Raw genomic sequence first — 12,480 nt, 5'->3', positions numbered from 1 at the left:
CTATCTTTTCTGAATCCTGGCTTGAGCTTTAATTCATATTAAGGAGTGGGGATGATGAAACTTTGGGTTAATGGACAAGAGATAGAGATTAACCCGGCTAAAAACTTACTTGAAACTTTAAGGGCGGCTGGTTTTGAAATACCAAGCCTTTGTTATTTGCCAGAAGTATCTGAATCCCCGCTCCCTTGTGGCCTTTGTTTAGTTGAAATTGAAGGCAAAGGGTTAGTGAGATCTTGCGTCACTGAGCCTGAAGAAGGGCTTAGAATTCGCACTGATACTGAAGAGATAAAAAAGATACGCAAGCAAAAACTTGAATCTCTGGTAGCCAATCATTTTGGGGATTGTAAGGCTCCCTGTCACGGCCCCTGCCCTGGTGGCTTAAACATTCAGGGTTACATTGCCTTTATTGCCAGGGGCGAATATGCCTCAGCGTTGAGCCTTATTAAAGAAAAATTACCTTTACCAGCACTGGTGGGCCGGGTTTGCCCTCGTTTTTGTGAGCCTCGTTGCCGCCGGGCACTGGTAGATGTGCCGGTTGCCATTAATAACTTAAAGCGTTTTGTGGCTGATTGGGGCTTAAAGACCAGGGCTTTTAAACCAGAAATACCTCCTTCCACAGGAAAGAAAGTGGCTATTGTAGGAGCCGGGCCAGCCGGGCTTTCGGCCGCTTATTTTCTACGGCTTAAAGGTCACGAAGTCACTATTTTTGAAGCCCGTGAAGAGCCAGGGGGTATGCCGCGATGGACGTATCCGGGCTTTAAGATTTCTAAAGATATTTTGCGCCAGGAAATAGATCAGATTTTAGAACTGGGAGTTGAACTTAAAACAGGCAAGCGCTGGGGGTATGACTTTGCCATTAAAGATTTGTTTAAAGAAGGCTACGAGGCCGTTTTTCTGGCTATAGGTTCTTATAAGTGCCGAAGCACCAATTTCCCTGGGGAAGAGCATACTGTAACCGGTCTTTCCTTTCTTTACCAGCTAAATAGTGGAGATACTCCCAACCTGGGTAAAAAGGCCCTTGTTTTAGGCGGCGGCTACACTGCTATAGACGTAGCCAGGAGTATTTTGCGCTTAGGGGTAGAGGTTACCGTAGTATATCCACGTTCTCGTATAGAGATGCCTGCTCATCAGCGAGAAATAATAGAAGCAGAAAAAGAAGGGGTAAACTTCCTGCTCATGGCCCAGCCACTAAAGCTCACCAAAAAAGGAGAAAAATACGAAGTTCTTATTGCGAGGACAAAGCTTACTTCTCCTCAAAAGGATAAAGCCCGCAAAGTTGTCCCAGTGGAAGGCACAGAGAAACTCTATGAGTTTGATTTTGTAGTTAGGGCCTGGGGGGAAGAGCCTGATATATCCTTTAAAAAATATGGTGAGATAGAAGAACAGTTGGCTGTTAACCCTAAAGGCATCATCAAAGTTGCCAAGGACTTTTCTACCAATGTTCCCGGGGTGTGGGCTGGGGGAGACTTTGTTACAGGGCCTAAAACGGTTATTCAGGCAGTGGCCTCAGGAAGAAAAGCCGCTGAAAGTATTCACCGGTATCTTCAGGGACGCCAGAAAGAAAAGAAAGCTCCACTAACCGTTAGATACGACTTTAATCGCGGTCGGCGTCTTGAGGAAATGGACCTTGAATTTTACGAAGATTTTCCCATGATTCCCAGAGAAAGACCACCTGAAATTTCCCTTGAGGAGCGAAAAAGTTCTTTTAAAGAGGTATATAGTTCTTTAACCGAAGAGCAAGCCAGAGAAGAGGCCAACAGATGCCTTAAATGCGGTTGCCTAGGCTTCCATAAGTGCACTTTTCGTGACCTCCTTATTGCTGAAGGAGTGCCTGCTAAAGGACGCCAAAGATCCAAATATAAACTTGAAACAGATCACTTCTTTATAGACGTTGATTCTAATAAATGTGTAGGATGTTATCGTTGTGTGAGAATTTGTAATTATGGTGGCATAGAATTAACTATTTTTGCCCAGGGGACTCCTGAAGAAGAAATTCATTTTTCTTTCACTGAAGATTGTGTTTCCTGTGGCTCCTGTGTGGATATTTGCCCTACGGGAGCTCTCTCCCGGAAAGATTCTACCGTACCTTACACCAGGGCCGAGGTGAAAGAAGTTCGCACAATTTGTCCTTATTGTGGCACTGGTTGTAATCTCCTGGCTCAAGTTAAAAACAATAGTATTCTTGAAGTGAATGCCGCTAAAGGGCCACCTAATTATGGAGAACTTTGTGTTAAAGGCCGCTTTGGCTATCAGTTTTATCGCCATCCAGAAAGGCTTAAAAAACCTTTGATGCGTCTTTCCCGCGATGAACCTTTTAAAGAAGTTTCCTGGGAAGAAGCCCTTGATTTTGTGGCGGAAAAATTAAAGGAAATAAAGGAAAAATATGGCCCTGACGCCATCGGTGTTCTTTGTTCAGCTCGCACCACCAACGAAGATACTTACGTAGCCCAAAAATTTGCCAGAGCTGTTATTGGCACGCATAACGTAGATAACCCGGCGCGGGTCTGACACGCGCCATCGGTCGCAGGGCTTGCGGCCACCTTTGGTTCTGGAGCAGCTACCGGGCCTTTTGACGAGCTGGAAAGGACAGATCTTCTTCTCCTCTGGGGGGCCAATACCACTGAGGCCCATCCTGTAATTGGAGGCCGAATCCTCAGGGCCCTGGAACGCGGGCTAAAATTAGTGGTAGTTGATCCCAGAAAGACGGAGCTGGCGGAAAAGGCCTATCTATGGATTCCTTTAAAGCCCGGCTCAAATGTGCCTCTGGCCAATGGTCTGGCTTATGTGATTTTGAAAGAAAATCTTTATGACAAAGAATTTATAGAAACCCGCACAGAAAACTTTGAAGCCTATAAAAATTATATTTTGGCTGAATGGCCCCTTGAAAAGGCCGAGCGTCTTTCTGGCATAAGAAGAGAGCAAATTATACAGCTGGCGAGACTTTACTCTAAAACGGAAAAGGCCCTTATTTTCTGGGGGCTTGGGGTAAGTGAACATCGCAGTGGAAGTCAGGGCACCATGGCTTTAGCTAACCTTGCCATGTTATGTGGCCACGTAGGAAAGCCAGGCACAGGAGCCATGCCCCTTCGCGGCCAGAACAACGTCCAGGGTGCCTGTGACATGGGAGCTTTGCCCTACGTATTACCTGCATACCAAAAAATAAATGACCCCCTTACTAGGAAAAAATTTCAGGATATCTGGGGTGTGCCTCTTCCCGAAAAGCCGGGCATTACAGAAACCATGATGTACAGGGAGGCCATCAAGGGCCGTGTGAAGGCCTTTTATGTGGTTGGCTACGATGTAGCCATGACTCACGGAAATATCAAGCGGGTTCACGAGGCCCTGGCGGCGGTGGACCTCCTAGTGGTACAGGATATTTTCTGGCCTAAAACAGCAGATTTTGCCCACGTGGTGTTGCCAGCGGCCTGCCTTTTTGAGAAAGACGGCACCATTGACAACGGTGAACGACGGGTTCAGCGGGTTAGAAAACTTATAGAGCCGCCAGGAGAGGCCTGGCCTGACTGGAAGATAATAGCTGAGGTTTCCAAACGCATGGGTTATGACATGGATTATCAATCGGCTGAAGATATCTTTAACGAAATGCGGCGCATAATGCCTCCTTTTGCCGGGATTACCTATGAGCGCCTGGAAAAAGAATCCCTTTGCTGGCCAGTGCCAACTGAAGATCATCCTGGCACAGAACTTATGTTTCAAGAAAAATTCGCCAGGCCTTCAGGTAAAGCCTTTTTTGCCATACCTAAGTATTATGGCTCTTCTGATAAGACTGAAGCTGAGTATCCTTTGATTTTAATTACAGGAAGGCGCCTTTATCACTACAATTGTGGCTCTATGACCAGAAGAGTTGAAGCTTTGTGGGAGGCGCTTCCTGAAGAGCTGGTTGAAATTAACCCCAAAGACGCCCGTAAATTGCGGATAAGGGAACGTGACCCTATAAAGGTAATAACACCGCGGGGAGAAGTAATTGCCAGAGCCCATGTTACTACCAGAGTGAGGCCTGGGACTATTTTTATGGACTTTCATTTTGAAGAGCCGCTAACCAACCTGATTACCAGTGCAGGGATAGACACAGAAGTTCACACCCCAGAATATAAAGTAGCCAGTGCCAGGATAGAAAAGATTTAAAAAGGGAAGGGCACGGACTTTTCCGTGCCCTTATTTTAATCCATAGGGTGCATTGGTTGTCCACAGCAGACAGGGGCTTCTCCTTCTGGAAATTCTTCCATACGGTTACATTCCATACAAACATAGCGGATTTTCTTTTTTGGGGTTGTAACCTGGGCTGTTTCTACTTTCAGGCCTTCTGTCTGGAACATGGCTTCTTTAGAAGTTCCGGGGACAAACATGCCAATGGGCACCAGCTTGAAGCTTTCACCTTCGCAGGCCACCACATATTGCCAGAGCTTGTTAAGTTCCTGGACTTCTTTTTCGTTTTCAGGGGTAAACTTAACTATCTGTTTGTCTATTTCTATTTTCATAAGGCCTCCTTATTTTTTAAGATTCAACTTCTTGCATGGGTTTAAAGGCTTTCTTGGAAGCACCACACACCGGACACTTCCAGTCTTCAGGAAGCTCTTCAAAAGGAGTTCCAGGAGGGATTTTACCTTTACGGTCACCCTTAGAGGGAACATACATGTAACCACAGTTAGTAGTAGAACAGATATAAGCCCCTTCATAAATGTTTTCAGCCATTGTTTTCCTCCTTTAGTTATTTATAATAAGTTTAAGAAAATATAATTTTTAAGTCAAGAATTTTTTAAAATTGGATAGAAAATTTATTTCGCCACTTCGTGGCTCGTAAGGACAGGTCAAGAAAAGCTCGCAAGATAAAAAAAGACAGACAGTCCATCAAATATGTTTTGCAAAGGTTTAAGCAATTTTATAGCGCTATGCTAAAGTTTTTTTAGATTTTAAGTCTTGACTAAAAAATAAATTTTATTATTTTTAAATTAAAAATAATTCTAAATTAAGGAGGCCAGAGATGGCACAGAGGTTAGAAGTTTATAAATGTAATGTTTGTGGAAACATTGTAACTGTTCTTCATTCAGGGCAGGGTGTTTTGGTTTGCTGTAATGAGCCTATGGAATTATTGAAGGAAAATACTACCGATGCTTCTCAGGAAAAACATGTTCCTGTGATTGAAAAAATAGAGGGTGGATATAAAGTAAAAGTTGGTAGCGCTCCTCATCCTATGGATGATAAACATTATATTGAATGGATTGAGCTTATTGCTGACAGCAAATCTTATATCCAGTTTTTAGCTCCGGGTGATGCTCCTGAAGCTGAATTTAAAGTAGAAGCCAGCCAGGTGGCAGCCAGGGCCTATTGTAATTTGCACGGCCTCTGGAAAGCTAACTTATAAAATATTTTTTACTAAAACCTCCCCTCAACTTAGAAAGGGGAGGTTTTTATTTTTACTTCTGATAATTTTTTGCTAGCATAATAAATGAAAGCATAAAACAGATGATAATTTTGTGGTTGTCATTGCGAGGCTGCACCAGCAGTCGAAACAATCTTAGAGACTATGTAGTTGTCTCTAGTTCCTCGCAGTGACGGGATAGATACCTATATCCCAAGCGATACTGAAGAGATCGGAGATCGCCGCGACGACTACGTCGCCTCGCGATGATGTTATATAAATCATTAATAATACAGAAAAAGGAGGGAAATTATGCCACCTTTTGAAATTAAAAAAGACATTTACTGGGTTGGTTCTATTGATTGGAATGTTAGAGACTTCCACGGATATTCTACTAAAAGGGGTTCCACTTATAATGCTTATTTGGTTTTAGATGAAAAAATAACCCTTTTTGATACGGTTAAAAAGCCTTTTACCAACGACTTAATCCACAAGCTAATCAAAGTGCTCGGTGATATTGAAAAAATAGATTACATCGTGGTTGACCACGTAGAAATGGACCATTCAGGCGCTCTTCCTGAAATAATAAAAAGAGCCAAGCCAGAAAAAGTGTTTTGTTCTCCTATGGGCTATAAAGCCCTTAAAGAACATTTTCACCAGGAAGACTGGCCTTTAGTGGAAGTAAAAACAGGAGATTCTATTTCTATTGGGAAACGGACAGTTCAGTTTATTGAGACACGTATGATCCACTGGCCTGACAGTATGATTTCTTACATTCCAGAAGAAAAAATCCTTATTGCCCAGGACGCCTTTGGCCAGCATTATGCCACCAGCGAACGCTTTGACGACGAGGTTAAATACGATGAACTAATGCAGGAAGCCGCTAAGTATTATGCCAACATCGTGCTTCCTTTCTCACCTCAGGTAGAAAAGCTCTTAAAAACCGTTGAGGAAATGAATCTAGAGATAGAAATGATTCTTCCTGACCACGGAGTTATCTGGCGTTCTCACATAAAAGATATATTGGAGGCTTATAAACGCTGGTGCACTTATCAAGCTAGAGACTACGCGCTGGTAGTTTACGCCACCATGTGGCACAGCACTGAAAAAATGGCCATGGCCATAGCTGATGGCCTTATGAGTGAAGGGGTTTCAGTTAAAGTAATGAACGCCAGTATTGACCATCGCAGTGACATTATGACCCAGGTACTTGAGGCTAAAGCTTTGATTTTCGGGTCTTCAACTTTGAACAACAATATGCTTCCCCAGATGGCTGATGTGCTCACTTATATAAAAGGGTTAAGACCACGTAAAAAGATAGGAGTAGCTTTTGGTTCATTTGGCTGGAGTGGCGAAGCAGTAAAACATATTAATAAGTTCTTAGAAGAAATGCAGGCAGAAATTGTTCACCCTGGATATAGGGCAAAATTTGTTCCCACCCATGACCAGCTGAAAGAATGTGTTGAAATAGGTAAAAACATAGCCAAAGCTATCAAGGAAAAGCTTAATGCCTAAAACCCAGCTTTTAAAAAGGGAGGTTCTTTCTCTTTTAAAAGGAAAGAACCTCCCCCAACTTAAAGAAGAAGTCTTACGTTTTCCACCCAAAAAAACCGTAAATGTTTTAATCGGGGCATTATGTCATCGCGAAGAAGAACTTCGCTGGAAGGCCATTGCTTGTATGGGGCCGGTAGTGGCTGCCATTGCTCAAGAAAATATAGAAAGTGCCCGGATAATAATCCGCCGTTTTATGTGGATGCTTAACGAAGAATCAGGGGGTATGGCCTGGGGTGTACCTGAAGCTATGACTGAAGCCCTGGCCAACCATCGTCAGCTAGCTGAGGAATATACCTCTATTCTTATTTCTTACATATGGCTTGAGGGCAATTTATTGGAATATCCTCCAGCTCAAAGGGGAGTTATCTGGGGGATAGGGAGGCTTGCTCAGGTGTTTCCGGATTTAGTGGCTAAATTTTTGGGGCCCGTTTATGCGCTTCATTTATTCGATTCAAATGATTTATGGGTTAAAGCCTTTACTTACTGGGCTTACATCCAGATGAAAAATATAACACCTGAAGACATAAAAGAAAAAATTTGCCCAAAGATTCTTGAATTCCCTGACGAAGATTTTTCTTTGTTATTTTACGATGGTAACATACTGACTAAGACCAATTTAAAAGCCTTAAAAGAACAGTTAATTGAGATTCTTTTACAAAAAAGTCTTGACTGACTGTCAATTTTTCTGTTAAGAAAATCATAACCCCTTTAGAACATCTGAATTCCTTAATAGCGCCTTCCTTGCGCGCTCTATATAGAAAGGAGGTATAACTATGCTTAAAAAGCCAAAATTTGTCACTTCACTAGAAAAGGTGCCGGTATTTTCGGAAAATAAAGAAGTCTTAGAGGTTGCCAGAAAATATCCTATTAAATGTACTGAATATTATTTAAAGCTTATTAATTTTGAAGATCCGAGAGACCCTCTTGCGAGGCTTGTTCTTCCAAGCGTTGAGGAACTAGAAGAATGGGGATGGGGGCATCTTGACCCTTCAAACGAGGCTTCTTACACGGTTATGCCTGGCTTGCAGCACAAGTATGATTCTACGGTTTTAATTTTAGCTAGCAATGTATGTGCTGGTCTTTGCCGTTATTGTTTTCGTAAACGTCTTTTCATAGATGGTGGAAGGCCTGAACGCCTGGAAGATATTGACGAAGCTGTAAAGTATATAGCCAGTCACAAAGAGATCACCAATGTAATTCTTTCAGGCGGCGATGCCTTTATGCTTTCTAACCGCCGTTTAAAAGAATTCCTTTCTAAAATTAGGCCTATTGAACACGTAGGTGTTATTCGTATAGGCACCAAAGTTCCTGCTTTTTACCCTCAAAGAATTATAGAAGACCCAGAACTCCTTGAAATAATTAAGGCCTATTCTACTCCTGAAAAGCGCTTATATATTATGGTTCATTTTGATCATCCAAGAGAATTGACCAAAGAAGCCATTGAAGCCTGTGACCTATTAATGAAGGCCGGAGCTGTAATCCTTAATCAAACGCCTATTATTAGAGGGGTAAACGATAATCCAGAAGTCATGGCTGAACTTTTCCGCAAGCTTTCCTTTGCTGGCATTGCTCCTTATTATATTTTCCAGTGCCGCCCCACCATTGGGAATAAGCCTTATGCCGTCCCTATAGAAGAAGGCTACCAGATTTTTGAGAAGGCCAGAGGCCTGGTCTCAGGGGTAGCCAAAAGGGCTCGTTTTACCATGTCACATGCCCTTGGCAAACTAGAGATTTTGGCCTTAACCGAAGATGAGATAATTTTTAAGTTCCATCGTGCAGCGGATAACACCAACACTGGAAAGATTCTCATTTACAAACGTAATCCTGAGGCTTACTGGCTTGACGATTACACAGAAATGGTTTCTTCCCATTATCTAGTAAGCGAAGAAGCAGCGTGTCCATATTACGTATAAACTCTGAAAGAAGTATGGATTCTAAATTTTTTATTGACCTACATGTCCACACGGATGTTTCTCCGTGTGGACATCAAAGTTTAGAAGCCTGCTTATCTAAAGCTTATAAAGTAGGCCTTAAAACATTAGCTATAACTGACCATTTTTCCGTAAAAGCTGCTAAAATTTATTCCCAAATTAATCTAAATGGAAAAATAACCCCTATTTTTGGTATGGAATATTCTGCGCCTGAAGGAGACTTTTTGCTTTTTGCCCCTGAAAATATACTTGTTTTTCCACGGGGGCTTTCTGCTTACGAAGTGCTAAGTGAAGTAAAGAAGAGGGGAGGGCTAACTATTTGGGCTCACCCTTTCCGCTGGGGTAATATTCCCGATGAGTTTCTCATGGAAGAAGGATTGATAGATGCTATAGAAGTGCTTAATGGGCGCAATTCTCCACAGGAAAATTTTAAGGCCTGGGAATTAGCCGAAGCCTTTGGCTTGCCTAAAGTGGCGGGAAGCGATGCTCACACCACCGAGGAGTTAGGGCTTATTGCTAACTTGAGCCCCAAACCTATTGAAAACCTTAGCGATCTTAAAAAAGTCATTAGAGAAGGAATGCTTGAGCCAGTGATTCTTTCTCCCTCGCTACAAAATGTTTATCAACACTTAAGCCTCAGGAAGCTATAAATAAGGCCTTCAAAGTTAGATCAGGCAAATTACCTAAAGGGCTGGCTTTCATTTTAAGCCTCAGGGGCTATAAATAAGGCCTTCAATAGTATCTCGAATTTCTTCAGGAGGTATCCACCTTATACCCATTTTGTCCGCTAAATTGAGAATACCACGGTCAGCAGAGAGAAGAAGGCCGTCTAATTCCAAGGCTAAAAGAATAAGTTCTATGTCTTCTTTTGAGTCAACAATGCCTTCGCGCAGGGCTTCTCTATATTTGCGTCTTAGGGCATTTAGTATTTCGTCAGGGTTTTTGTGAGCCGAAGCTCTAACGGCTTCTTCAGCCACCCTAAGGCCTTTATTTATGCGCTGCCTGATATCATCAATCAGCTCATAGAGTAAAAAAGCAGGTATTTGAATTTCATATTTTTTAGGAGATTTAACCCTGAAAACTGCTCTGGCTTTAGGGGGAACTTTAGGGTTTTTGAGCATCTTTTTTAGTTCATCATAAACCGAAGAGGGCATATAGACTTTTACATTGGGGGCCTTGGCCACCAGCTCTAAAAAATTGGCAAAGGCTTTGTTGGGAGAATTACCAAACTCCCGGTAAACATCGGGATTGGTGAAAACACTGGTATCAGGGATAAGCCGTTCTCTTTCAACTTCTAGCTCAAAAGCCATTGAGACTCCTCAGTTTTAATTTATGCTACCTTTTGTAAAGTTTTAAAACATCAACTTTTTTGTCCCCAAGAATGTCACTACGAAGAGACACTAAATGTCGACAAAGTAGTCTAAAGGACAGGCAATGCAGCCAATTAAATATATTTGGCCAAGGTCTCATAGTATATTTAATATTTAATACTTAGTTGAATTTAAACCCTTCTGTTTTTAAATTGTATCCAGAGTACTGTCCTTAAATAAAGAGCAAATTTTTTCTTTTCCTTTAAAGAGTTAAGATATTCTTCGGCCTCTGGAGTAATAAATTCTTCTGGTTTGTAATAAATTTTTTCAGCTTTTTTAGCTACTTTAATGGTGTTATCTGGTGGAAACTTGAGGTTAGTAGGACAGAGGGTATAAATCTGGACGTAAGTAGGCCCAACCTCTCTTGCTATTAATATTGCTTTTCTTACAATTTTGCTGAGCTTAATAGGGCTAGCTACAGTAATTTTAGCAGAGTAAACGCAGCCAGATATTTTAGCCATTTCAAAAACAGGTATTTTAGGAAATTTTTTTCCTTTAGGAGCCATAGGGAAAAATTTTCCCTGGGGTACTCATACTGCTTTCCTGCCCACCAGTATTGGCACTGGAGTAATAATCTTTTTTGACATTTTTTTAACTCCTAGCCCTATTTTTGATGGTTTCTTTTACAGTATTAACGATGAGTTCTACAGGCATGGTCATTCCACCAAAAACCCTTGGAGCAGCAATTATTCTGCTATTCGAATCAAGTATAGCTTTAATTTCTCTAGCCAGCTATCCTTTAGCATTGAATTCAGGGACAATTATCAGCTCAGCATTAGCTGTTGCGGCTATTATTTCTTCTAAGGTAAAGCTACACCTCTACACATAAAAGCACAAACAATAGGTTGCCTAGCTCCAGCCCAAACAGGAAACATCTCCATGGCCCTTAAAGTACCAGGACCACAAGTAGCTGTAAAAACACGGCCTCCTCCAAGAGAGGCTCCATGAACTGCTGCCATAACCGCAAATTCATTTTCCCCACGATAAAAATCTTTTAAATATCCTTGGGCGTATAAGTGACCTATTAAATGCATGCTTTCACTTTGGGGAGTTATGGGATAAGCAATAGCCATGTCCACATTGGCCCTTTTAATAGCTTCTGCTACTGCTTCACTTCCAGTAATAAAAGCTTTCTTTCTAGGAAGAGAAAATATTTCTTCTGGAGGAACTATTTTCTGTTCGGGCATTTAGCTCTCCTGAACTTTTTGATTTGAATTTTATGACTTGAAGATATAGCAAAACTTTTTGAAAATGCCTAGAGGTTGATTTTTTGGACAGTACTCAGAGAAAAAAAGTAGGGCGCCTAAAGACGCCCTAGAATTATACATTAAAACCTTCTGCTATTTTTTTAAGTTCTTCGGCTTTCTCTTTAATATGGGTAATTTCCTTATCCAGAACCTCTACATGACTTTTTGCTTCAGAGACTTTTTGATAGGTGTTTTCTGCCTCTGTTTTTACTTCTCCTAATGATTCAGACTGTTCAACTATTTTTTGGGCAACATCATCCATAACGGCCGTGTGTTCTTCCACAGCTGAAGCTATAGAAGATGTACTTTCATTAATAGATTTAATTGCCTCTGCAATTTCATCTACAGCTTTTCTAGCTGAGTGGCTTTCAACCTGAATGGTTTCAAGCTTTTTGGTAATTTCTTCAGTAGCTTTAGCCGTTTGATTAGCGAGTTCTTTTACTTCACTGGCCACCACAGCAAAGCCTTTGCCAGCTTCTCCAGCTCTGGCAGCCTCAATAGTAGCATTTAGAGCTAAAAGGTTAGTTTGATTGGCAATTTGGCTTATCATTTCAGCTATAGAAGATATAGATTTAGCCATTTCATCAAGCTTTAACATCCTCTCCCGAGTGTCTTCGGCCTTCATTACTGCTTCATTAGTCATTTCTGAAGTTTTAGTGGTATTTTCACTTATCTCTTTTACAGCAAGAGTAATTTGATTAATTAATCCCTGTTCTTCATTTACACTTTTTATCATTTTTTCATTTGTTTGTAATAAAGACTGTGTTTCTCTGGTAGCCTCACTTATATAATTCAGTGCTATTTTAGAAGAATTAGATATTTTAGCACTTTGAGCGACAAAATGTGAACTATCTTTTATTTGAGAAATAATTTTTCTTAAGTTTCCAGATAGGCTTCTAATAGCTTGAGCTATATTTTCAAATTCTACAACATAAAGTTTTTTAATAGAAACAGATAAATTGCCTTTTTTAATTTTGTTGGTAGTATTTCAGTAATTGTGT

11 protein-coding genes and 2 pseudogenes are annotated in these 12,480 nt (G+C 41.2%); 7 read left to right on the top strand and 6 right to left on the bottom strand.

Translation table 11 applies throughout. The features are described from left to right. Positions 1–51 precede the first annotated feature (51 nt). Both TH606_RS11930 and fdhF read left to right on the top strand, forming a co-directional pair. A pseudogene (locus TH606_RS11930) lies at positions 52–1,500 on the top strand (FAD-dependent oxidoreductase); the annotation flags it as partial. Between the two features lie 120 nt (positions 1,501–1,620). After that, the gene (gene fdhF, locus TH606_RS11925) at positions 1,621–4,143 is read left to right on the top strand and encodes a formate dehydrogenase subunit alpha (protein ID WP_331710696.1); all 2,523 of its coding nucleotides are present in this window, start codon (positions 1,621–1,623) and stop codon (positions 4,141–4,143) included. Between the two features lie 35 nt (positions 4,144–4,178). Here the strand turns inward: fdhF and TH606_RS10165 are convergent, their stop codons facing one another. Then, positions 4,179–4,496: a hypothetical protein gene (locus tag TH606_RS10165; protein ID WP_068543640.1), complete on the bottom strand. Its 318-nt coding sequence runs from the start codon at positions 4,494–4,496 to the stop codon at positions 4,179–4,181. Between the two features lie 16 nt (positions 4,497–4,512). Continuing rightward, the gene (locus TH606_RS10160) at positions 4,513–4,710 is read right to left on the bottom strand and encodes a rubredoxin (RefSeq protein WP_068543637.1); all 198 of its coding nucleotides are present in this window, start codon (positions 4,708–4,710) and stop codon (positions 4,513–4,515) included. A 289-nt stretch (positions 4,711–4,999) separates the two neighbouring features. On the opposite strand from TH606_RS10160, the gene TH606_RS10155 reads away from it, so the two are divergent. The 5 genes from TH606_RS10155 to TH606_RS10135 all read left to right on the top strand — a co-directional run bounded on the left by TH606_RS10155 (position 5,000) and on the right by TH606_RS10135 (position 9,512). Beyond that, entirely contained in the window at positions 5,000–5,380 is a 381-nt protein-coding gene (locus tag TH606_RS10155) for a desulfoferrodoxin (protein WP_068543635.1), read from the top strand. A gap of 309 nt (positions 5,381–5,689) precedes the next feature. After that, positions 5,690–6,892, top strand: a complete 1,203-nt coding sequence (locus tag TH606_RS10150; RefSeq protein WP_068543634.1) for an FprA family A-type flavoprotein — start codon at positions 5,690–5,692, stop codon at positions 6,890–6,892. Beyond that, positions 6,885–7,604 carry a DVU0298 family protein gene (locus TH606_RS10145; RefSeq protein ID WP_068543632.1) on the top strand — a complete coding sequence of 240 codons (720 nt, stop codon included), beginning with the start codon at positions 6,885–6,887 and terminating at the stop codon, positions 7,602–7,604. The genes TH606_RS10150 and TH606_RS10145 overlap by 8 nt, the downstream gene beginning before the upstream one ends. 100 nt (positions 7,605–7,704) lie before the next feature. After that, positions 7,705–8,844, top strand: coding sequence for a KamA family radical SAM protein (locus tag TH606_RS10140; protein WP_068543630.1), 1,140 nt, complete (start codon positions 7,705–7,707; stop codon positions 8,842–8,844). A 14-nt stretch (positions 8,845–8,858) separates the two neighbouring features. Continuing rightward, entirely contained in the window at positions 8,859–9,512 is a 654-nt protein-coding gene (locus TH606_RS10135; RefSeq protein ID WP_068543627.1) for a PHP domain-containing protein, read from the top strand. A 60-nt stretch (positions 9,513–9,572) separates the two neighbouring features. Here the strand turns inward: TH606_RS10135 and TH606_RS10130 are convergent, their stop codons facing one another. From TH606_RS10130 to TH606_RS10115, 4 genes and pseudogenes are all read right to left on the bottom strand, one after another. After that, positions 9,573–10,172, bottom strand: coding sequence for an RNA ligase partner protein (locus TH606_RS10130; RefSeq protein ID WP_068543624.1), 600 nt, complete (start codon positions 10,170–10,172; stop codon positions 9,573–9,575). Positions 10,173–10,363: 191 nt separating this feature from the next. Next, the gene (locus tag TH606_RS10125; protein ID WP_068543622.1) at positions 10,364–10,738 is read right to left on the bottom strand and encodes a thiamine pyrophosphate-dependent enzyme; all 375 of its coding nucleotides are present in this window, start codon (positions 10,736–10,738) and stop codon (positions 10,364–10,366) included. A gap of 297 nt (positions 10,739–11,035) precedes the next feature. Continuing rightward, positions 11,036–11,419, bottom strand: a pseudogene (locus TH606_RS11740) (transketolase C-terminal domain-containing protein); the annotation flags it as partial. Between the two features lie 133 nt (positions 11,420–11,552). Further along, on the bottom strand, positions 11,553–12,215 hold the full coding sequence (locus TH606_RS10115) for a methyl-accepting chemotaxis protein (protein WP_068543620.1): 663 nt from the start codon (positions 12,213–12,215) through the stop codon (positions 11,553–11,555). Positions 12,216–12,480 lie beyond the last annotated feature (265 nt).

The sequence above is a fragment of the Thermodesulfatator autotrophicus genome (assembly GCF_001642325.1).
GTDB classification, from domain to species: domain Bacteria; phylum Desulfobacterota; class Thermodesulfobacteria; order Thermodesulfobacteriales; family Thermodesulfatatoraceae; genus Thermodesulfatator; species Thermodesulfatator autotrophicus.
This window is presented reverse-complemented; position numbering and strand designations above follow the sequence as displayed.

Coding starts and splice junctions, on each gene's coding strand:
- TH606_RS10165 (WP_068543640.1), bottom strand. CDS start 4,496: ATGAAAATAGAAATAGACAAACAGATAGTTAAGTTTACCCCTGAAAAC.
- TH606_RS10160 (WP_068543637.1), bottom strand. CDS start 4,710: ATGGCTGAAAACATTTATGAAGGGGCTTATATCTGTTCTACTACTAAC.
- TH606_RS10155 (WP_068543635.1), top strand. CDS start 5,000: ATGGCACAGAGGTTAGAAGTTTATAAATGTAATGTTTGTGGAAACATT.
- TH606_RS10150 (WP_068543634.1), top strand. CDS start 5,690: ATGCCACCTTTTGAAATTAAAAAAGACATTTACTGGGTTGGTTCTATT.
- TH606_RS10145 (WP_068543632.1), top strand. CDS start 6,885: ATGCCTAAAACCCAGCTTTTAAAAAGGGAGGTTCTTTCTCTTTTAAAA.
- TH606_RS10140 (WP_068543630.1), top strand. CDS start 7,705: ATGCTTAAAAAGCCAAAATTTGTCACTTCACTAGAAAAGGTGCCGGTA.
- TH606_RS10135 (WP_068543627.1), top strand. CDS start 8,859: ATGGATTCTAAATTTTTTATTGACCTACATGTCCACACGGATGTTTCT.
- TH606_RS10130 (WP_068543624.1), bottom strand. CDS start 10,172: ATGGCTTTTGAGCTAGAAGTTGAAAGAGAACGGCTTATCCCTGATACC.
- TH606_RS10125 (WP_068543622.1), bottom strand. CDS start 10,738: ATGGCTCCTAAAGGAAAAAAATTTCCTAAAATACCTGTTTTTGAAATG.
- TH606_RS10115 (WP_068543620.1), bottom strand. CDS start 12,215: ATGATAAAAAGTGTAAATGAAGAACAGGGATTAATTAATCAAATTACT.